This window comes from Paraglaciecola sp. 25GB23A (genome assembly GCF_040012495.1).
GTDB lineage: Bacteria > Pseudomonadota > Gammaproteobacteria > Enterobacterales > Alteromonadaceae > Paraglaciecola.
Genome location: NZ_JBDYKM010000039.1, coordinates 1 through 21755, shown reverse-complemented (window position 1 = coordinate 21755; position 21755 = coordinate 1). Strand labels below are relative to the sequence as shown.

15 protein-coding genes, 1 tRNA gene and 1 pseudogene are annotated in these 21755 nt (G+C 42.2%); all 17 read right to left on the bottom strand.

All coding sequences use genetic code 11. From position 1 onward, the window contains the following. Nucleotides 1-76 (bottom strand): annotated as a pseudogene (locus ABKW31_RS22085) (elongation factor Tu); the annotation flags it as partial. A 67-nt stretch (nucleotides 77-143) separates the two neighbouring features. Further along, nucleotides 144-2249: an elongation factor G gene (gene fusA, locus ABKW31_RS22080; protein ID WP_348618873.1), complete on the bottom strand. Its 2106-nt coding sequence runs from the start codon at nucleotides 2247-2249 to the stop codon at nucleotides 144-146. 12 nt (nucleotides 2250-2261) lie between these two features. Beyond that, a complete protein-coding gene (gene rpsG / locus ABKW31_RS22075; protein WP_348618871.1) occupies nucleotides 2262-2732 on the bottom strand; it encodes a 30S ribosomal protein S7 in 471 nt (156 codons plus the stop codon). Between the two features lie 78 nt (nucleotides 2733-2810). Next, nucleotides 2811-3185 (bottom strand): 30S ribosomal protein S12, encoded by a 375-nt coding sequence (gene rpsL / locus ABKW31_RS22070; protein ID WP_306022836.1) that lies wholly within the window; start codon nucleotides 3183-3185, stop codon nucleotides 2811-2813. Nucleotides 3186-3398: 213 nt separating this feature from the next. After that, on the bottom strand, nucleotides 3399-7586 hold the full coding sequence (rpoC, locus tag ABKW31_RS22065; RefSeq protein ID WP_348618869.1) for a DNA-directed RNA polymerase subunit beta': 4188 nt from the start codon (nucleotides 7584-7586) through the stop codon (nucleotides 3399-3401). Nucleotides 7587-7668: 82 nt separating this feature from the next. Beyond that, entirely contained in the window at nucleotides 7669-11697 is a 4029-nt protein-coding gene (gene rpoB / locus ABKW31_RS22060) for a DNA-directed RNA polymerase subunit beta (RefSeq protein WP_348618867.1), read from the bottom strand. Between the two features lie 280 nt (nucleotides 11698-11977). Continuing rightward, nucleotides 11978-12349, bottom strand: coding sequence for a 50S ribosomal protein L7/L12 (rplL, locus tag ABKW31_RS22055; RefSeq protein ID WP_348618865.1), 372 nt, complete (start codon nucleotides 12347-12349; stop codon nucleotides 11978-11980). A 52-nt stretch (nucleotides 12350-12401) separates the two neighbouring features. Then, entirely contained in the window at nucleotides 12402-12920 is a 519-nt protein-coding gene (rplJ, locus tag ABKW31_RS22050; protein ID WP_348618863.1) for a 50S ribosomal protein L10, read from the bottom strand. A gap of 338 nt (nucleotides 12921-13258) precedes the next feature. After that, entirely contained in the window at nucleotides 13259-13948 is a 690-nt protein-coding gene (gene rplA, locus ABKW31_RS22045; protein ID WP_348618862.1) for a 50S ribosomal protein L1, read from the bottom strand. A gap of 4 nt (nucleotides 13949-13952) precedes the next feature. Further along, entirely contained in the window at nucleotides 13953-14381 is a 429-nt protein-coding gene (gene rplK, locus ABKW31_RS22040) for a 50S ribosomal protein L11 (protein WP_348618861.1), read from the bottom strand. A 467-nt stretch (nucleotides 14382-14848) separates the two neighbouring features. Further along, nucleotides 14849-15385, bottom strand: a complete 537-nt coding sequence (gene nusG, locus ABKW31_RS22035) for a transcription termination/antitermination protein NusG (RefSeq protein ID WP_348618860.1) — start codon at nucleotides 15383-15385, stop codon at nucleotides 14849-14851. A gap of 3 nt (nucleotides 15386-15388) precedes the next feature. Continuing rightward, on the bottom strand, nucleotides 15389-15766 hold the full coding sequence (gene secE / locus ABKW31_RS22030; RefSeq protein WP_348618858.1) for a preprotein translocase subunit SecE: 378 nt from the start codon (nucleotides 15764-15766) through the stop codon (nucleotides 15389-15391). Nucleotides 15767-15849: 83 nt separating this feature from the next. Beyond that, nucleotides 15850-15926 (bottom strand) — tRNA-Trp (locus ABKW31_RS22025). A gap of 227 nt (nucleotides 15927-16153) precedes the next feature. Then, nucleotides 16154-16837 (bottom strand): hypothetical protein, encoded by a 684-nt coding sequence (locus ABKW31_RS22020; protein WP_348618856.1) that lies wholly within the window; start codon nucleotides 16835-16837, stop codon nucleotides 16154-16156. 950 nt (nucleotides 16838-17787) lie between these two features. Further along, nucleotides 17788-19629, bottom strand: coding sequence for an ABC transporter ATP-binding protein (locus ABKW31_RS22015; RefSeq protein ID WP_348618854.1), 1842 nt, complete (start codon nucleotides 19627-19629; stop codon nucleotides 17788-17790). Between the two features lie 88 nt (nucleotides 19630-19717). After that, entirely contained in the window at nucleotides 19718-20347 is a 630-nt protein-coding gene (locus ABKW31_RS22010; RefSeq protein WP_348618853.1) for an RraA family protein, read from the bottom strand. A gap of 5 nt (nucleotides 20348-20352) precedes the next feature. Next, nucleotides 20353-20769 (bottom strand): MAPEG family protein, encoded by a 417-nt coding sequence (locus ABKW31_RS22005; RefSeq protein ID WP_348618851.1) that lies wholly within the window; start codon nucleotides 20767-20769, stop codon nucleotides 20353-20355. Nucleotides 20770-21755 lie beyond the last annotated feature (986 nt).

Sequence of the window (21755 nt, the reverse complement as noted above, 5' to 3'; positions counted from 1 at the left end):
TTTTACCGTGGTCAACGTGGCCGATAGTACCTACGTTTACGTGCGGTTTAGTACGTTCAAACTTTGATTTTGCCATTTTACAATTTTCCTAAGTTAAAAGTCCGGCCCCTATTTATATAGATAACCGGACCAGACCTTCATTATTAAGAGTGTCTAGCGTCAATAATCGCTTTAGCCACGTTATTGGGCGCTTCTGCGTAATTAAAAAATTCCATTGAGTATGACGCACGGCCCTGAGTTGCAGAACGCAGTGCAGTAGCATAACCAAACATTTCCGACAATGGCACTTTAGCACGAATTATTTTAATTCCAGCTAAACCGTCTTCCATGCCTTCAATCATTCCGCGGCGGCGATTTAAATCACCAACCACATCACCCATCCAATCCTCTGGCGTGGTGACTTCTACTTTCATGGTAGGTTCAAGTAATACAGGATTTGCTTGCGCAGCACCATTCTTAAAGCCCATAGAACCAGCGATTTTAAACGCCATTTCAGAAGAGTCAACATCATGATATGAGCCATCAAACAAGGTGACCTTGACATCAAGTACCGGATAGCCAGCTAACACACCATTTTGTAACTGTTCCTGAATACCTTTATCAACGGCAGAAATGTAATCTTTTGGAACTACACCGCCTATAATACCATTAATAAATTTGTATCCAGCCCCTTCTTCTTGGGGTTCTAATGTCAACCATACATGCCCATATTGCCCTTTACCACCCGACTGGCGGATGAATTTTCCTTCAGCATCCACTTTAGAGCGGATTGTTTCTCTGTAAGCTACCTGAGGTTTACCGACATTGCATTCAACATTAAATTCACGCTTCATGCGATCAACAATGATATCTAGGTGAAGCTCACCCATACCAGAAATGATAATTTGTCCGGACTCTTCATCAGTTTTGACTTTGAAAGAAGGATCTTCAGCCGTTAATTTACTTAAGGCTATACCCATTTTTTCTTGGTCAGCTTGTGAACGTGCTTCCACCGCTATAGAGATAACGGGTTCAGGAAATTCCATACGTTCAAGGGTAATAATATGGTTTGGATCACATAAGGTATCGCCGGTAGTAACATCTTTTAAACCGATAGCTGCAGCAATATCACCGGCACGAACTTCTTTAAGTTCTACACGATCCTTTGCATGCATTTGCACTATCCGTCCAAAGCGCTCACGTTTGGCTTTAACCGGGTTAAATACCGCGTCTCCGGCGTTTACCACACCAGAGTAACAACGAAAGAAAGTCAATGTCCCAACAAATGGGTCACTGGCAATTTTGAATGCTAATGCGGCAAAAGGTGCTTCATCGTCAGCAGGTCTCTCTGCTTCGGTTTCGTCTTTGTCGTTGAGTATACCTTTGATAGGCGGCACATCGATAGGCGATGGCAAATACTCAATAACAGAGTCAAGAACCGCTTGAACACCCTTATTTTTAAAGGCAGAACCACATGTAGCCAACACAATTTCATTGTTTAAAGTACGCTTACGCAAGCCGAATTTAATTTCTTCTTCAGTTAGCTCTTCGCCTTCCAAATACTTATTCATTAATTCGTCAGTTGCTTCGGCTGCAGCTTCAACCAATTCAGTGCGCATCAATTTCGCTTGCTCAACTAAATCCGCTGGAACAGGTTCATAACTGAAAGACATGCCTTGATCGGCATCACTCCAATTAATCGCTTTAAACTTAATTAAATCTATCACACCTCTAAAGGTTTCTTCTGCGCCTATATTTAAATGTATAGGAACGCAGTTGGCGCCTAATCTGGTACGAATTTGTTTGACCACACGTTTAAAATCAGCACCAGCACGGTCCATCTTATTTACAAATACGATACGTGGTACGTGGTATTTGTTTGCTTGACGCCAAACTGTCTCTGATTGAGGTTCTACACCTGATGAACCGCAGAATACAACTACGGCACCATCAAGCACACGCAAGGAACGCTCAACTTCAATAGTGAAGTCAACGTGCCCTGGCGTGTCTATGATATTAATACGATGTTGCTCGTATTGCTTATCCATGCCTGCCCAAAAACAGGTAATCGCCGCTGACGTAATGGTTATGCCACGTTCCTGTTCTTGCTCCATCCAATCCATGGTGGCCGCACCATCATGTACCTCACCTATTTTGTGAGAGACACCGGTGTAGAACAAAACGCGCTCAGTTGTCGTGGTTTTACCCGCGTCAACATGAGCAACAATACCAATATTTCGATAACGAACAATGGGTGTAATACGAGCCATAACTTTTTCTTACTACCAGCGATAGTGAGCAAAAGCTTTGTTGGCTTCAGCCATACGGTGAACGTCTTCACGTTTCTTAACCGCAGAGCCTTTGTTTTCAGCAGCGTCGAGCATCTCAGCTGCAAGGCGTTGAGCCATTGATTTTTCGCCACGTTTACGAGCAGCGTCAACTAACCAACGCATACCTAGTGCATTACGACGAACTGGACGAACTTCTACTGGTACTTGATAAGTAGAACCACCAACACGACGAGATTTAACCTCAACCGTAGGGCGAATGTTGTCTAGTGCATCTTCAAATATGTCTAAGTGTGGTTTGCCAGCTTTCGAAGCAACAATTTCTAGTGCACCGTAAACGATTTTTTCAGCAGTCGATTTTTTGCCGTCTAACATCACGACATTCATAAATTTAGCGAGTAACTGTGATCCGAACTTAGGATCGGGTAGGATTTTTCGTTGACCTACAACTCTTCTTCTTGGCATCTTCAATTCTCCGTAGAATTTTCAGGGATATCCCAAAACTCAATTAATACTTAGTTTGGCCTTACTAACGGAGAACCGTTAAGACTTCGGCCTTTTTGCGCCGTACTTAGAACGGGCTTGTCTACGTTTAGTAACACCTGCACAGTCCAAAGTCCCGCGCACAGTGTGATAACGCACACCTGGTAAATCTTTAACACGACCACCACGAATAAGAACAACACTGTGCTCTTGTAAGTTATGGCCTTCACCACCGATATATGAAGAAACTTCAAAACCGTTGGTCAAACGTACACGACAAACTTTACGTAATGCAGAGTTTGGCTTTTTTGGTGTGGTGGTATATACACGAGTACATACTCCACGACGTTGTGGACAAGCCTGCAAAGCAGCGACGTTGCTCTTCGTCTCTGGTGCTTGGCGTGGCTTGCGCACTAACTGGTTAACTGTTGCCATTAACTAGCTCCTGATTAATATTACGACTGATTAACCCTTTTTACGGGGCCTATAACGCGAAAAATCCGCGCCCTTGATTTGGGTATCCAAATTTCGGGTCGCGGAAGTCTAATGATCAATGCATGGACTGTCAAGTAAGTCTGCCTCTAAACTGCATTTAATATGGGTTTAGAGGCTAACATTCACTATTCAGATCATCAGCGATCTATTTTTCTACTCGTCAATTTCAGAAGATTGATTTACTTCTGCATTTAACGCTTCACTTAACGCAGCTTCTGCATCAGAAGCCGACACTGAGGGCTCTGGAAACGGATTACGCGCCGCAAGTTTGGCTGCAGTTCGTTTCTGATGATACGAAAAGCCAGTTCCTGCTGGTATTAAACGACCAACAATAACGTTTTCTTTCAAGCCACGTAATTCATCTTCTTTACCTTGCACTGCTGCTTCAGTAAGAACACGCGTAGTTTCTTGGAAAGACGCTGCTGAAATAAAGGATTCAGTCGACAATGATGCTTTAGTGATACCCAACAACTGAGTTTCATATTGAGCAGGAATCTTGCCTTGTTTCTCTATTTCACGGTTTGCTATTTTAACGTTAGAGACTTCAACTTGCTCACCTTCAAGGAAGTTGGTATCTCCAGCATAAGTAATCATACACTTACGCAACATCTGGCGAATAACCACCTCGATGTGTTTATCGTTAATTTTTACACCTTGCAAGCGGTAAACTTCTTGAACTTCGTTAACGATATAGTTAGAGACCGCACTAATACCACGTAAACGCAGAATATCGTGGGGAGACTCTGGACCATCAGCAATAACTTCACCTTTTTCAACGTTTTCACCTTCGAATACATTGAGGTTACGCCATTTAGGGATCATCTCTTCATAATGATCACCTTCTTTAGGTGTAATCACTAGACGTTTTTTACCCTTAGTCTCTTTACCGAAGCCGATCATACCTGAGACTTCTGCTAAAATAGCAGGCTCTTTAGGCTTACGTGCTTCGAACAAGTCTGCAACACGCGGTAAACCACCCGTTATATCACGAGTTTTTGAGCTTTCTTGTGGTATACGAGCTAATACATCACCAGGCTTCGCCATCATGCCATCAGTGGCTTCGATGGTAGTGAAACTAGGAAGACGAATTTCTTGTAAACCGAACTCATCACTTTCTAAAATAAGTTTAGGTTCTTTGGCGTTAGCTTTAGACAAATCGTTAACTACGATACGAGTCAAACCGGTCAAGTCATCTTGTTGCATTTCAGTGTTACTGTCATCGATATCAGCAAAACTAATTTTTGCTGCACGTTCAGTAACAATTGGATGCGAGTGCGGATCCCAGTTAGCGACGATTTCACCAGAGGTGACTTTTGCACCGTCGTTTACAGTCAGAATGGCACCATATGGTACTTTATAACGCTCTTTTTCGCGGCCCTGATCATCAATAATAGTGATTTCAGTTGAGCGAGAAACGATAACAACTTTGTCATCTGTATTACGTACAAATTTTGCGTTATGTAACTTAAGCGTTCCTGTTGTTTTGACTTGAACGTTGTTTTCTGCAGAAGCTCTAGATGCAGCACCACCGATGTGGAAAGTACGCATGGTAAGCTGTGTGCCGGGTTCACCAATTGACTGAGCAGCGATAACACCAACCGCTTCACCGAAGCCAACCATGTGTCCACGAGCCAAATCACGGCCATAACACTTAGCACAAACACCAAAGTCATTTTCACAGGTGATAACTGAACGAACCATGATCATGTCAACAGAGTTTGCTTCCAACATATCAACCAAGGCTTCATCTAGTAGCACATTACGTTCTACTAATACTTCTTTCGTGCCTGGCTTTATTACATCTTCAGCAACCGTACGACCCAATACGCGTTCGCGCAATGGTTCTACAACATCACCACCTTCGATTAACGGCGTCATTTTGACACCTTCGAATGTTCCACAGTCAAGGTTGTTAATCACCAAATCCTGTGCAACATCAACTAAACGACGAGTCAAATAACCAGAGTTAGCTGTTTTCAATGCCGTATCGGCCAAACCTTTACGTGCACCGTGAGTTGAGATGAAGTACTGAAGTACGTTCAAACCTTCACGGAAGTTAGCAGTAATGGGGGTTTCGATGATTGAACCATCAGGTTTCGCCATCAGACCACGCATACCAGCTAACTGACGGATCTGAGCGGGGCTACCACGAGCACCGGAGTCAGCCATCATAAACACTGAGTTAAAGGAAACCTGCGCTTCCATCTCGCCATCACGATTCATGACATTTTCAGTTGAAAGGTTAGTCATCATGGCTTTAGCAACACGTTCGTTTGCATTTGACCAAATATCGATAACTTTGTTGTAACGCTCACCCGCTGTAACAAGACCTGATTGGAATTGCTCTTGGATTTCGCGTACTTCTGCTTCAGCTTCTTCGATGATATCTTTTTTGGCATCAGGAATAACCATGTCATCAATACCAACCGATGCACCTGCAATCATTGCATAGTGAAAGCCGGTATACATGATTTGGTCAGCGGTGATAACCGTATCTTTCAACCCTAGAGTACGATAACAAACGTTTAATAAACGTGAGATCGCTTTTTTACCCATGGCTTGGTTGATGGTTTCAAAAGGTAAACCTTTGGGCAGAATCAATGACAATATTGCACGACCTACAGTCGTGTCAGTCAAAGTCACTTTTTCTACTTTATTACCTTCAGCATCAAAATCGTATTCAGTGATTCGTACTTTTACGCGAGCATGTAATTCTGCTGCTTCAGTACGATAAGCTTTTTCAGCTTCATTTGGACTGGTAAATACCATGCCTTCACCACGACCATTAACACGGTCACGGGTCATATAGTACAAACCCATTACAACGTCTTGTGAAGGAACAATGATGGGTTCACCGTTCGCTGGAGACAAGATGTTGTTGGTTGACATCATTAAGGCACGAGCTTCTAGCTGAGCTTCAATAGTCAAGGGAATGTGAACCGCCATTTGGTCACCATCGAAGTCGGCGTTATAGGCCGCACAAACCAATGGATGCAACTGGATAGCCTTACCTTCAATTAGAATAGGCTCGAATGCTTGGATACCTAATCTGTGAAGTGTTGGTGCACGGTTAAGTAACACTGGATGTTCGCGAATTACTTCGTCAAGAACGTCCCATACTTCCGGATCTTCGCGCTCAACTAATTTCTTAGCTGCTTTGATTGTAGTGGCTAAACCACGGCCTTCTAATTTTCCGTAGATAAACGGCTTGAATAACTCCAGAGCCATTTTTTTCGGTAAACCACACTGGTGTAAACGCAGAGTAGGACCAACAGTAATAACTGAACGACCAGAGTAATCTACACGTTTACCCAATAAGTTTTGACGGAAACGACCTTGTTTACCTTTGATCATATCGGCCAAAGATTTCAAGGGACGTTTGTTAGAGCCTGTTATAGCGCGGCCACGACGGCCGTTATCTAACAAAGCATCAACCGCTTCTTGCAACATACGTTTTTCGTTGCGCACGATGATATCTGGCGCAGCTAGGTCTAGTAGACGCTTTAAACGGTTGTTACGGTTGATAACTCGACGATATAAGTCGTTTAAGTCTGACGTTGCAAAACGGCCACCATCTAGCGGTACCAAGGGACGTAAGTCAGGTGGTAAAACTGGCAACACTGTCAAAATCATCCACTCTGGCTTGTTACCAGATTGTTGGAATGATTCCAGTAACTTAAGACGTTTAGTGATTTTCTTGCGTTTTGTCTCAGAGTTAATTGAGGGTAATTCTTCACGCATTGATACAACATCAGCATCAACGTCCAAGGCCTTCAGCAATTCATAAACTGCTTCAGCACCCATTTTCGCTTCAAATTCATCACCGTGCTCTTCTAAAGCATCCAAATACTCTTCTTCATTAAGAAGTTGACTACGCTCAAGGGTTGTCATACCTGGTTCAGAAACCACGTATGATTCAAAATACAATACGCGTTCGATGTCACGTAAGGTCATGTCTAACATCAAGCCGATACGAGACGGTAATGATTTTAGGAACCAAATATGAGCTACCGGGCTAGCTAATTCGATGTGACCCATGCGCTCACGACGCACTTTGGTCAATGTGACTTCGACACCACATTTTTCACAAATTACACCACGGTGTTTTAGACGTTTATATTTACCACATAAACATTCATAGTCTTTTACCGGACCGAAAATACGCGCACAGAATAAACCATCACGTTCTGGTTTAAAGGTACGATAGTTGATCGTTTCTGGCTTCTTAACTTCTCCAAAAGACCATGAACGTATCATATCAGGCGAGGCTAGGCCTATTTTGATATTGTCGAATTCTTCAGTCTTATTTTGTTGCTTAAGAAACTTTAATAAATCTTTCACATTTCTCTCCCAGCGGAGTCAGTTGCAAATGTCCAGCACCGCAGTGCTGGACCATCCTGTCTATCAGCTCAGTAAGAGCGGCTTATTGCTCTTCTAATTCGATATTGATACCCAGTGAACGGATTTCTTTCAACAATACGTTGAATGATTCCGGCATACCAGGTTCCATACGGTGATCGCCATCCACAATGTTCTTATACATTTTGGTACGACCATTCACGTCATCGGATTTAACGGTTAACATTTCCTGCAAAGTGTAAGCAGCACCATAAGCTTCTAGTGCCCATACTTCCATCTCACCAAAACGTTGACCACCAAACTGTGCTTTACCACCTAAGGGCTGCTGCGTTACCAAGCTGTATGAACCAGTTGAACGAGCATGCATTTTGTCATCAACTAAGTGATTCAGTTTTAACATATACATGTAGCCAACAGTCACTGGTCGCTCAAATGCGCGTCCGGTACGGCCATCAAACAAAGTAATTTGACCACTTTCAGGTAAGTCAGCAAGGGTCAACATGTGCTTGATTTCAGCTTCTGTTGCACCATCAAATACTGGCGTCGCCATCGGTACACCCTTGCGCAGATTATCAGCTAAACGATTTATTTCGTCATCACTGAAACTGTCAAGATCAACCACTTGGTGAGTTTTGCCTGCTCCGTAAACTTCTTTTAAGAAGCCACGTAACTTTGACATTTGCTCTTGTTCTTTCAACATACGGTCGATTTTCACACCAATACCGTTTGCTGCCATACCAAGGTGAGTCTCAAGTACCTGACCAATGTTCATACGCGAAGGTACACCCAATGGGTTCAATACGATATCAACCGGCGTGCCGTTTTCATCATAAGGCATATCTTCAACCGGCTTAATGGTTGAAATAACACCTTTGTTACCGTGACGACCGGCCATTTTATCACCAGGCTGGATGTGACGTTTAACGGCTAAATAGACTTTTACTATTTTAAGCACACCTGGAGCCAAGTCATCGCCTTGAGTAATCTTACGACGCTTAGTTTCAAACTTAGTATCAAAATCAGATTTGATTTCAATATGCTGTTCAGCGATTTGATCTAATTCAGTTTGTAAATCGTCATCTCGTAACGTCAAATCAAACCATTTCTCTCTTGGCATGCTGTCCAGTTTAACCTGTTCAACACCGGCTTTTGTTAGTACATTCTTAGCACGCGCAAAAATACCATCCGCAAGAATATTAAATTCGTCAGAAAGATCTTTTTTCACTTCACGTAACTGCATGTCTTCGATTTCACGAGCACGTTTGTCTTTTTCAACACCGTCGCGAGTGAAAACTTGAACATCGATAACTGTACCGTGCACGCTATTAGGCACACGTAGAGAGGTATCTTTCACATCAGAAGCTTTTTCACCGAAGATAGCTCGTAAGAGTTTTTCTTCTGGAGTCAATTGTGTTTCGCCCTTAGGAGTCACTTTACCCACTAAGATATCACCACCTTTAACTTCAGCACCGATATAAACAACGCCAGACTCATCCAGTTTACCTAGGGCAGATTCTCCAACATTAGGAATATCAGCAGAGATTTCTTCTGGCCCAAGCTTGGTATCTCGAGCGATACAGCTAAGTTCTTGAATGTGAATTGAAGTAAATCTGTCTTCCATCGCTACGCGCTCAGAAATCAAGATTGAATCTTCGAAGTTGTAACCATTCCAAGGCATAAATGCGATACGCATGTTTTGCCCCAGAGCCAACTCACCCATATCAGTCGAAGGACCATCAGCCAGTACATCACCGGCTACAACAGGCTCTCCAACGTTACAATTAGGACGTTGGTTAATACAAGTATTCTGGTTAGAACGAGTATATTTAGTTAAGTTGTAGATATCGATGCCGGCTTCGCCCGCAGCCATCTCTTCTTCATTAACTTTGATAACAATACGACTAGCATCAACGTAGCTTACTGAACCACCACGTTTAGCCACCACCGTTACACCAGAGTCAACGGCGACGGTTTTTTCCATGCCAGTACCAACCAATGGCTTTTCAGCACGTAAAGTAGGTACGGCTTGACGTTGCATGTTAGCACCCATCAAAGCACGGTTTGCATCATCGTGTTCTAAGAACGGAATAATACTGGCTGCGACAGACACGATTTGCTGTGGTGACACATCCATGTAAGTGATTTCGTCACTTGACATTAATGTTGTCTCACCACGGTAACGACAAGGAATTAAATCCTCAGCCAGTTTACCGTTTTCATCTAATACGACGTTAGCCTGTGCAATAGCAAACTGGCCTTCTTCGATAGCAGACAAATAGTCGATTTCGTCAGTAACAACACCATCAATAATTTTACGATAAGGGGTTTCTAAGAAACCAAAATCGTTAGTACGCGCAAAACTCGCTAAAGAGTTGATCAAACCGATGTTTGGACCTTCAGGTGTTTCAATTGGACATACACGACCATAGTGAGTCGGATGTACGTCACGTACTTCAAAACCAGCACGCTCACGAGTCAAACCACCCGGACCTAAAGCAGAAATACGACGTTTGTGCGTAACTTCTGACAAGGGGTTGTTCTGATCCATAAACTGTGACAATTGGCTTGAACCAAAGAATTCTTTTACCGCTGCAGATATTGGCTTAGCGTTAATTAAATCTTGTGGCATAACCGCATCTAGGTCACCTAAACTTAAACGTTCTTTAACAGCACGTTCAACTCGGACTAGACCAACACGGAATTGGTTTTCAGCCATCTCGCCAACCGAACGAATACGACGGTTACCCAAGTGGTCAATATCATCTACTTCATCTTTACCATCACGGATAGTGATCAGCTGTTGTATAACAGCAACAATATCCATTTTGCTCAATGTACCTTCGCCAGTCAGTTCTTCACGGCCTAAACGGCGGTTAAACTTCATACGACCAACAGAAGATAGATCGTATCTGTCCGCTGAAAAGAACAAGTTATTGAACAAAGTTTCAGCTGCATCTTTGGTAGGTGGCTCACCAGGACGCATCATGCGGTAAATTTCAACCAAGGCTTCTAGCTTATTGCTTGAACCATCTATTCTCAGTGTATCTGAGATATAAGCACCATGGTCTAGATCGTTGATATACAAAGTATCAAAACTGGTGAAACCAGCTTCTTTGATTGCTTCAATATTTTCTAAGGTTAATTCATCGTTAGCACTAACGACAATTTCGCCTGTTTCTTTATTGACATAATCTTTGGCAAATACACGACCAACTAAGTAAGTGGCAGGTACTTCCAACTGAGTAATTTTTGCTTTTTCTAGCGCACGGGTATGTCTGGCAGAAATACGACGTCCTGTTTCGACTACCACATTACCTTTATTATCTAGAATATCGAATTGCGCAGTTTCACCACGTAAGCGGTCTGGCACGATGTCTGACAAAAATTTATCGTCTGCAATGCGAACTTGGTTTTTCTCGAAGAATAAATCAAGAATCTCTTCAGTTGGCATTTCTAGTGCACGTAATATAATCGTCGCAGGTAATTTACGGCGACGGTCAATACGTACAAAAAGGTTATCTTTAGGGTCAAATTCAAAGTCTAACCACGAACCACGGTAAGGAATAACGCGGGCGTTATACAGTACTTTACCGGATGAGTGAGTTTTGCCTTTGTCGTGATCGAAGAACACGCCTGGAGAACGGTGCAATTGCGACACGATAACGCGCTCAGTCCCGTTAATAACGAAGGTACCGTTATTTGTCATGAGTGGAATTTCACCCATGTAGACTTCTTGCTCTTTAATGTCTTTGACTGTGCCGGGTGCTGCTTCTCTATCAAACAACACTAAGCGGAGCTTTACACGTAAGGGTGCAGAATAAGTAACACCACGTATTTGACATTCTTTAACGTCAAAAATAGGGTCACCTAAACGATAACTTACATATTGCAATTCAGCGTTACCGGAGTAACTTTTTATTGGGAAAACTGATCGAAATGCTGCTTCCAGTCCATGCTGACCATCAGTATCGAGGTCAATAAATTTCTTAAAAGAATCTAATTGGATTGAAAGAAGATACGGTATTTCCAATACCTGTGGGCGTTTGCCAAAATCCTTACGGATACGTTTCTTTTCGCTATAAGAGTAAACCATGGGTTCCTCAGCCTGCCGATTTTTGACCCAACTTGCTTAATAGAGTTGTCTATTTAAGCAAACTTCCACCATCCTTAAAGCTTGTCTACAACCATTGACCAAATTCATTAAGAGGCTTACTTAACTTATTGGTTTTATTAATGTTTGTCTACAATTTGCACTTCTAAACCAGAACCGATATTAAAGGATGAAAATACCAAATCCTACAGCGCAAAAAGGCTGGTGACTATAAAATCACCAGCCTATGCCATTTCAGGCAACTAATCTGTCGTTAGGCAGATTATTTAAGCTCAACTGTTGCACCAGCTTCTTCAAGCTCTTTCTTAAGTGCTTCAGCATCAGCTTTTGCAATGCCTTCTTTTATCGCTTTAGGAGCAGCTTCAACTAAATCTTTAGCTTCTTTCAAGCCAAGACCAGTTGCGCCACGTACCGCTTTGATAACAGAAACTTTGTTAGGACCGAATGAAGTCATGATAACGTCAAATTCAGTCTGCTCAGCAGCAGCTTCAGCAGCAGCTGCAGGAGCAGCAGCAGCAACAGCCGCAGTCGCAGTTACACCGAATTTCTCTTCAGCAGCAGCGATTAGTTCTACAAGTTCCATTACTGGCATTTCAGCAATAGCGTTTAATATATCATCTTTGGTTAGAGCCATTTCTCTAAACTCCTGGGGTTAATGTTAAAATTCAAAAATACAAAGAGCCAAATTATTTGGTTTCTTTGATCGCCGCCAATACACGCGCAAACTTGGAAGGCACTTCGTTGATTGTTTGAACGAATTTGCCAACCGGCGCTTTGAAGGTAGCAAGTAATCTTGCCAACGCTTCGTCGCGGGTAGGTAGAGAAGCCACAGCGTCCAATTTCTCTGGACCCAATAAACCACTACCAATAGTCAATGCGGTAACTTTTAGTTTGTTGTTGGTTTTGCTAAAGTCTTTAAAAAGACGTGCTGCACCACCAGGTGCCTCCATAGAAAAACCATAAATCAACGGACCAACTAAGGCACTGTCGATATCAGCAAAATTACTGTCTGCTAAACCACGTTTTGCAAGAGTGTTACGAATTACACGAATGTAAACACCTTCCTCACGAGCTTTAATACGCAGAGCAGTCAGTTCCCCAACGCCCATTCCACGGTATTCAGCAACGGCAACGGATAGAGCTTTAGACGCAACATCGGCTATCTCTGCTACGATCTCTTTCTTTGCTACTAAACCTAGTGCCACTGAGTTCACCTCTTAAAGTCTGAAAAATCATTTCATTTCTGTTGAAATATCATTTTCAGGATTCACAGATAGATGCCGCTAATAAGATAATATCCATCTTAAAAACAACACCGCTCTACGGTGTTCGTTAATCCCAGAGAGTCTGAGTCGAAATCACCGTCTGCGCAGGCTATTATTTTAAGTACTTTGTTAGTGCAAAAGCTCTCTTACTTCTTTCACCAAACTACGCCTGCGGTCTTGGACGGGAGTCTAACGTTGCAAGCAACTTAGACTCCAACCCATAACCTTTACAGAGAAGCAATCAAACCCGTAAGTTTAATTGCCAAAGCAAATCAACCTTAAAGGCTGCCTTGCTCTATCGCTATACCTGCGCCCATAGTGGTGCTCAAGCTAACTTTCTGAATAAATATACCTTTTGCAGAAGATGGTTTAGCACGTTTTAGCGCTTCCAACAATGCGTTTAGGTTTTCTTGAATATGTTCTGCTTCAAAAGCGATTTTACCAATGCTTGCATGGATAATACCGTTTTTGTCGTTACGATAACGAACTTGACCCGCTTTTGCATTTCTAACAGCAGTTGCGACGTCAGGTGTTACTGTACCAGTTTTAGGGTTAGGCATAAGACCACGTGGACCTAAGATTTGACCTAACTGACCAACAACACGCATTGCATCTGGAGAAGCAACAACTACGTCAAAATTCATTTCGCCTTTCTTGACTAGTTCAGCTAAATCTTCCATACCTACAATGTCGGCACCAGCAGCTTTAGCCGCTTCAGCATTTGCACCAGAGGTGAAAACAGCAACACGAACATCTTTACCGGTTCCGTTAGGTAGTACAGTTGCACCACGAACGTTTTGGTCAGATTTACGTGCGTCGATACCTAAGTTTACTGAAACATCGATGCTCTCAGCAAATTTAGCGGTCGCTAATTCTTTTAACAACGCAACAGCGTCGGTAAATGCGTATTCTTTACGTGAATCAACTTTGCTGCGTATTAAACGCATGCGTTTTGATAATTTTGCCATTGTCTTATCCTTCTACCACTAAGCCCATGCTGCGCGCAGAGCCAGCAATGGTATTAACAGCTGCATCTAAGCTTGCTGCTGTAAGATCCGCGTCTTTCGTTTTAGCAATTTCTTCTAATTGCGCACGAGTAACTTTACCCACTTTTTCAGTGTTAGGACGACCAGAACCACTCTTAATACCTGCTGCTTTTTTCAACAAATAAGAAGCGGGTGGGGTTTTAGTTTCAAAGGTAAATGAACGATCTTCGTAAACGGTAATAACAACAGGAGTTGGTGACCCTTTCTCAAGATCAGCTGTTTTAGCATTAAATGCCTTACAGAATTCCATGATATTAACGCCCTTTTGACCCAATGCAGGACCAACTGGGGGACTTGGGTTAGCAGCGCCTGCTGCAACCTGTAGCTTAATTAAGCCAGTGACTTTCTTCGCCATGATTCATACTCTCAAATTTGGGTTAAACGCCTCGTAATCACTGAGAATGATTACTCAATCGGCTTCCCGTTCCATAAAAAGGGCGCAAATTATAGATGAAGGCTAAGACCAACACAAGTCCTATTGTTGACATTTTAAAATTTTATGCTTAGGTCCAGAGTATAACTGCAAAATACGGAACAAAGTGACCACTGATTTCAGTTTTACTCTGGACCTTCTTTGTTTTTTGCTACTTGCATAGGTATAACTGCAAAATACGGAACAAAGTGACTACTGATTTCAGTTTTACTCTGGACCTTCTTTAATTTTTTCCACTCGGGTAGGTATAACTGCGAAATACGCAACAAAGTGACTACTGATTTCAGTTTAATCAAAACCTAAAATCGTTATCAATAAAAAAGGTGCCATAACAGCACCTTCTAAAATCTAAATGAATACCAACTATGAGGTCTTCAGAGCCTCAGTTATTAGCCTTTTTCAACTTGACCAAACTCTAATTCTACCGGAGTAGAACGACCGAAAATAAGGACAGATACCTTCAAGCGGCTTTTCTCGTAATCAACAACTTCAACTACGCCATTGAAATCAGCAAATGGACCTTCAGTAACTCGAACCACTTCGCCGGGTTCAAACATAGTCTTAGGCTTAGGTTTGTCATGAGATTCTTCAAGACGATTAAGAATAGCATTAGCTTCTTTAGTTGTAATAGGCGCTGGACGATCAGAGGTGCCTCCGATAAAACCTAAGACACGCGGAATGCTTTTTACTAAGTGCCATGAATCTTCATTCATGTCCATTTGCACCAGCACATAACCTGGAAAGAACTTACGTTCGCTCTTACGTTGCTGGCCTGAGCGCATTTCAACGACTTCTTCAGTAGGAACTAAAATATCACCAAAGTAATCTTCCATCGCGTTCATTTTGATATGCTCATGTAGGGTCTTTTGAACTCTACCCTCATAGCCAGAAAATGCTTGTACCACGTACCACTTTTTGTCTGACATCGCTTATATTCCTAAACCAGTAATTAATGAAACCAACTCAACTATCAAGAAATCCAGGAAATATAATAACAGCGCCATTACCGCTGTCGCAATTAAGACAATAATGGTGGTTTGAGTTGTTTCTTGACGTGTTGGCCATACTACTTTTCGCACTTCAATACGTGCATCTTTAGCGAACGTAATAAAAGCGCTACCTTTATGAGTCGTTGCAGCAATAAATAGCGCAATTGCTACCGCGATGACTGCGATAGAGGCGCGAATCAATACTGACTCTTCCGCAAAAACATGGTTTGCTGCGACTATTCCACCCAATATGCCTAAAGCCACTATCCATTTTACTATATCCAAAGGATTGGAATTGTTTACTGTGTTTTCGCTCATGCTAGACCCTAATTTTCATTCTATTTAGTTGGACTCATAAGCCGTTATCTGAACGCTTAAAGCCTGTCACATTTTGCCTAAAGTGGCAGGGGTGGAGGGATTCGAACCCCCAACCATCGGTTTTGGAGACCGCTGTTCTACCAATTGGAACTACACCCCTAAAATCTTGTTAACCTTCCTTCAAGAGGAAAGCCTTTATTTTAGCTACATCAGCCTTGGGTAAATTTAGATATTTTTGGAAAAATTCTGAATCACTATCAAGGCGGGACGCGTATTATACTGATTAAAAGGCTTTATACAAGAATTGATCTTAATCACCTTCATAAGTCCTTAGTCAGTAAAACTTTGCAAGTATGCCCTAGCTTTCAACTCATGAAGCGACATAATTTACTCGCTCTCTGACTTGGCCATTACTTCCCTCAGCGCCCGCTCAACATCCGCTTTTAAAAAAGCATATTTAGGATGAAGTATATGGAATGAATCGGTTCTGAACAGCTCTAGATAATGAAAATCATCCTGATTGACCTGTTCGAGTTGCCTAGCATTCATGACATAAATGCCATAGTCAAAACGTTTTTCGGTAATTAGCTGCGGAATGACAGCTAAATTATTAATTAGATAGAAATTTACTTTTAATTGCTTGCCAAAGGTTTCAATTAAGCCGTTTTGACTGGCACCGGTAGATGCAATCAGCTTTTTGGGATCGCTCAACACCGACTGACTACATGGTAGTTGCGGTTGACACAACAACAAAAAGATAGACCTGACCAAGGGTGGCTCTATCAGCAGTAGTTCTGGGTATTTTTTGACCAATAAACGACTAAAAACTACGTCGCCATCAACTAAGCCTTTTTTAATAGCACGTAAATTTCTATCGGATGGTTGTTCAACAAATTGCGTATCAATACCTAAAGATGCATAAGCTTGTCGAACAATAGGAATCAATTCATCCACGATAACGGGGTGATTGACATAAGAGAAGGTCATTTTTTTTGGCTTTATTAACTCTTGTGCCACCGCAGAAAAAGATACACAGCAATGCATCAAAATGGCAGCAAAAATCCACAACATTCGCAAACTTATCCCCTCTCTATGCAAGCTACATCAACATAAACGACTTATTTCAAATTGGGTACTGGGGTAAAACAAGTAATAAGTACTTTGCTGTTAAATTGGAACAGAAAAACATTCCTAGAGCTTAGCATAGATACTCGTATCGGCTAATTATTCATTAATAATAAGAAATTCAAGCATGACAGAGAACATTTTTTAAGCAAATAGAAGCAAATATTAAGACAACAGAAATGAATTTTTTAGATCTTAATTGGAATATTGTTGGACTCTGACGACTCTGACGACTCTGACGAGCCAACATGCCCTCAATACTTTTAGCAACTATTATGAGTCAAGAAGATAAAGTACAAGCCCCCTATCTAATAGTCCTTGAAAGCTAACCCTGAATAATAATCTTATGCTTGGTATAAACGATCATTCAAGTCTAAGTCATCTAATAAAGACCGTTTCCAGCCACTAAAGCTTTGATAGGCAACGGGCAAATGTAAAATCACAGAATCCCCGCCGTACCATGCTGAATATGGTCAGAGAAGTAACGGACCTCTCGCGTATAGATAAAGGTTCCACTACCATACTCATCGATGAGTTGCATCCTTGTTCCATGGTATTCACTCTTATCACTTGTCGTACCGCCCAAAAATTTTAGCTTTATAACTTTCCATTTATTGGCTTACACCGTTGGTAAGGAATCGCTACAAGAAGAAAATCGCTCATTGCGTTTTTCATTTTTTCATTTTTTCAAGCAGAGTATCATGCGCTTTAACTCCACCGACAGTATGGCCTAAATAAGTATCCTAGGGCTTGATACAAACCCCGTTTTTATAACTGTATTGGCAAATAACACGAGAAAGTGTTCATAGAGAACCTCGCGATAAACCACGAAAACAGTACAAGGTGAATACATAGTTTTTGCAATGTTACCGCTCGAAACCGCTCATTTAAGACGATTATTCTAAACCGATAAAACCGCCGGTTTGATGGGCCCATAATTTTGCGTATATTCCCCCTAATGCCAGTAATTCAGAGTGTGAGCCATTTTCAACGATACGGCCCTGATCTAATATTAACAGTCTGTCCATTTGCGCAATGGTTGACAAACGATGGGCGATGGCTAATACCGTTTTGTTTTCCATGATCTTATCCAAGCATTGCTGAATAGCGGCTTCAACTTCTGAATCGAGAGCCGAGGTCGCTTCATCGAGTATCAAAATAGGGGCGTCTTTAAGCATGACTCGAGCGATTGCTATACGCTGACGCTGTCCACCAGAGAGTTTGACCCCACGGTCCCCTACATGGGCATCGTAGCCCACACGGCCTTCAGCATCAGATAAGGCTTGAATAAACTCATGAGATTCAGCTTGGCTCGCAGCCCGTAACATATCCTCTTCGGTAGCGTCGAGGCGTCCATACAGAATATTTTCACGCACTGAGCGATGCAGTAAAGACGTGTCTTGTGTCACCATACTAATATTAGCTCGCAAGCTTTCTTGGCTTAATTGTGCAATATTCTGCCCATCAATTTTAATCTCACCACTTTGAATGTCGTAAAAACGCAATAGTAAGTTTACTAAGGTTGATTTACCCGCTCCAGAACGGCCAACCAAGCCGACTTTTTCACCGGGTTTAATTTTGATATTTAATTCGTTAAATACTGCATTGGCGACGCGGTCTGGACCCTCATAAGCAAAATGAACCTGATTAAACTCTATGGCCCCACCAGTTATTTTTAGCTCTGGTGCATTTTCAACGTCTTTCACGGTGATAGGAACAGACAAACTATTAATACCATCTTGCACCGTACCAATGTTTTCAAACAAGTTTGATACCTCCCACATAATCCATTGCGACATACCGTTTAGCCGCAGACTCAGACTAACTGCAATTGCGATATCACCGGGGCTTATTGCTTGTTGTAACCACAAATAAATAGACAAAGCACTGATGCAGAAAACCAAAAAGGCATTGTTAAACCACACACAAGCATTAAGAATAGTCACTAAACGCATCTGCGGATAAACACTTTGTAAAAAGCCCATCATTCCCTCTTTGGCATACTCAGTTTCCCGACTGGTATGGGCAAATAACTTAACTGTTGCAATATTGGTGTAACTATCGACGATCCGGCCAGTCATGATAGAACGAGCATCGGCTTGTTTTTGTGACACGTTTTTCAAATTGGGTACCAATTTACGTAGAATGAATACATAAATGACAAACCACAGGGCTAAGGGCGCACTTAAGCGCCAATCAGCACTGAACACCAATACAACAATACTGAAAAAGTACACACTGACGTAGACAAATATATCGAGGGATTTCATGACCGCTTCACGCACGGCTAATGCAGTTTGCAAGACCTTAGTCGCGACTCGGCCAGCAAATTCATTTTGGAAAAAGCTCAAGCTTTGACCGATAACGTAACGGTGGGCTTGCCAACGAATACGCATGGGGAAGTTACCTAACAGTGCTTGATGATTTAGCAGGGATTGCAGCACGACCAAGCTCGGCAGCACCACTAAAATCAAAGCCCCCATCCAAAGTAATGTGCTTAACTCTTGCTCAAGAAAAGTTGCTCTATCTCGCACTGAAAGCCAATCAACTAATTTGCCCAGAAAGCCAAATATCGACACTTCTATCATGGCAATAGTGGCGGCCAAAATCGAAACCGAAATTAATATGCGCCACATGCCCTCAGAATAATAGCGGCAGAATGCCAACAAGGTAGTAGGAGGTTGTTCTGGGTGTGAGTCCGGAAATGGGGCTGTTAAACGCTCAAAAAATGAAAACATAAAATAGTGATATTAATCGCAAAAAAGTGGGCCAATGATAACCTACCAAAGGCCACACCGTTGTTAAATTTTATGTTGAATATGTAAACTAATCCGCAAAACCCAATTCTGCCAGTTTGGAGGCAATTTTTTGTGAATGTTGTTTTTCCCATTGTATTAGATCCATAGCAGCATCCTTATCTGTACGTGCTTTACCTGCAGCGTAAACCTCGTTCAGTTGCGCCTTAGGAATAACTGCAATACCATCTTCATCCGCTACAATAATGTCTCCTGCATTCACCACCACGCCACCGCATTGTATCGCTTGGTTAAAAGGATATATTATTTCCTTTGCCGCTGGGACAGGGAACACGCCGCGTGCATAAACCGGAAATTGCAAATCCCGTATTTCACCAATATCTCGCACTAAACCATCAATAATCATCGCTACCACGCCCCGTTGCTGAGCAATTGCACACACATTTCCGCCGGTACTCGCAAAGTCTGCATCAGCCTCTACCACAATAACATCGCCGGGACTCGCCCGATAAATGGCGGCATGTAAACTAAGGTGGTCACCTTTACCACATTTAACCGTGAATGCCGGGCCCGCAATTCTGGGCATAAACGGCCACAGTTGATGAATAGCCGGATCGATAAATTGTTCACGAGCTAAGGCTTCTGAATATTCACAAGGCGATATTTTAACCACGTCTTGCATCGAAATGGACAAAGGCATAATCACTATCCTACAAATTTGAGGGCCAGCATAACAATCCAATATATACAGATTGCCACTTGAACTAAAAAGAACGCAAAGCGCACTTGCACTGCCAACACCGAGGTAGAGATTAAATGACTGATTGATTGACCCAAGCGCGCAATCAGCAAACTGTAGGCAAGTCCATTGGTGATGGCAGCAGAATCGGTTGCTAAAGCCAACAACAGTAAACCGCCAATGAAGGCAAAACTTTCCACACAATTGGCCTGTGCTCGGGTTATACGTTGACCCAAGGGTGGCGAATCGGAGCCATCTGCTTTAAATCCATTTGCCGCCTTTTTTTGCTTCATCACTAAACCAGTACGGTAAATGGCCAAAGCCACCAACAATAACAAAGTCCAAGCGATATAACCCAGTAAAGCAATAATCGTCGCGTTCATATTGATCTCTTTAAGTTGCGTGTTTTTGTTGAGCCAAATGCACGAGCCCCACTAAACCTAGTGCATAATATTTAAGGATATTAAATTAACAGTTTGCAATGATAAAAGCTAAAAAGCATTTTTACCACAGAGGCTACGCTGCACAGAGATCACTAAGAGAAGCAGAGCTACATGTTGAATACTCTTTTAGATGCAGATTAAATCCGTTTTAGCTTGTGTCTTGACCTCAGTGATTTGCAAAAGCTATAAAGCAATTTCACCACAGAGGCTGCGCTGCACAGAGATCACTGAGAAAAGTAGAACTAGGTGTTAAATGCGCTTAGATGCAGATTAAATCCGTTTTAGCTTGTGTATTGACCGCAGTGATTTGCAAAAGCTACAAAGCAATTTCACCACAGAGGCTGCGCTGCACAGAGATCACTGAGAAAAGCAGAACTACATGTTAAATGCGCTTAGATGTAGATTAAATCCGTTTTAGCTTGTGTCGTGAGCGCAGTGATTTGCAAAAGCTAAAAAGCGATTTCACCACAGAGGCTGCGCTGCACAGAGATCACTGAGAAAAGCAGAACTACATGTTAAATGCGCTTAGATGACGATTAAATCTGTTTTATCTTGTGTCTTGACCGCAGTGATTTGCTAAAGCTAAAAAGCAATTTCACCACAAAGGCTGCGCTGCACAGAGATCGCTGAGAGAAGCAGAACTACATGTTAAATGCTCTTATAGATGTAGATTAAATCTGTTTTGGCTTGTGTCTTGACCGCAGTGATTTGTAAAAGCTAAAAAGCAATTTCACCACAGAGGCTGCGCTGCACAGAGATCACTGAGAAAAGCAGAACTGAATGTTAAATGCGCTTAGATGTAGATTAAATCTGCTTTATCTTTTGTCTTAACCTCAGTGAACTCTGTGCCCTTATATGGACTCCCTCAATACTGTCAATCGTTGTTTTAATTAAACTAAGTTAGATGCTTGCTTATATACGGGCTC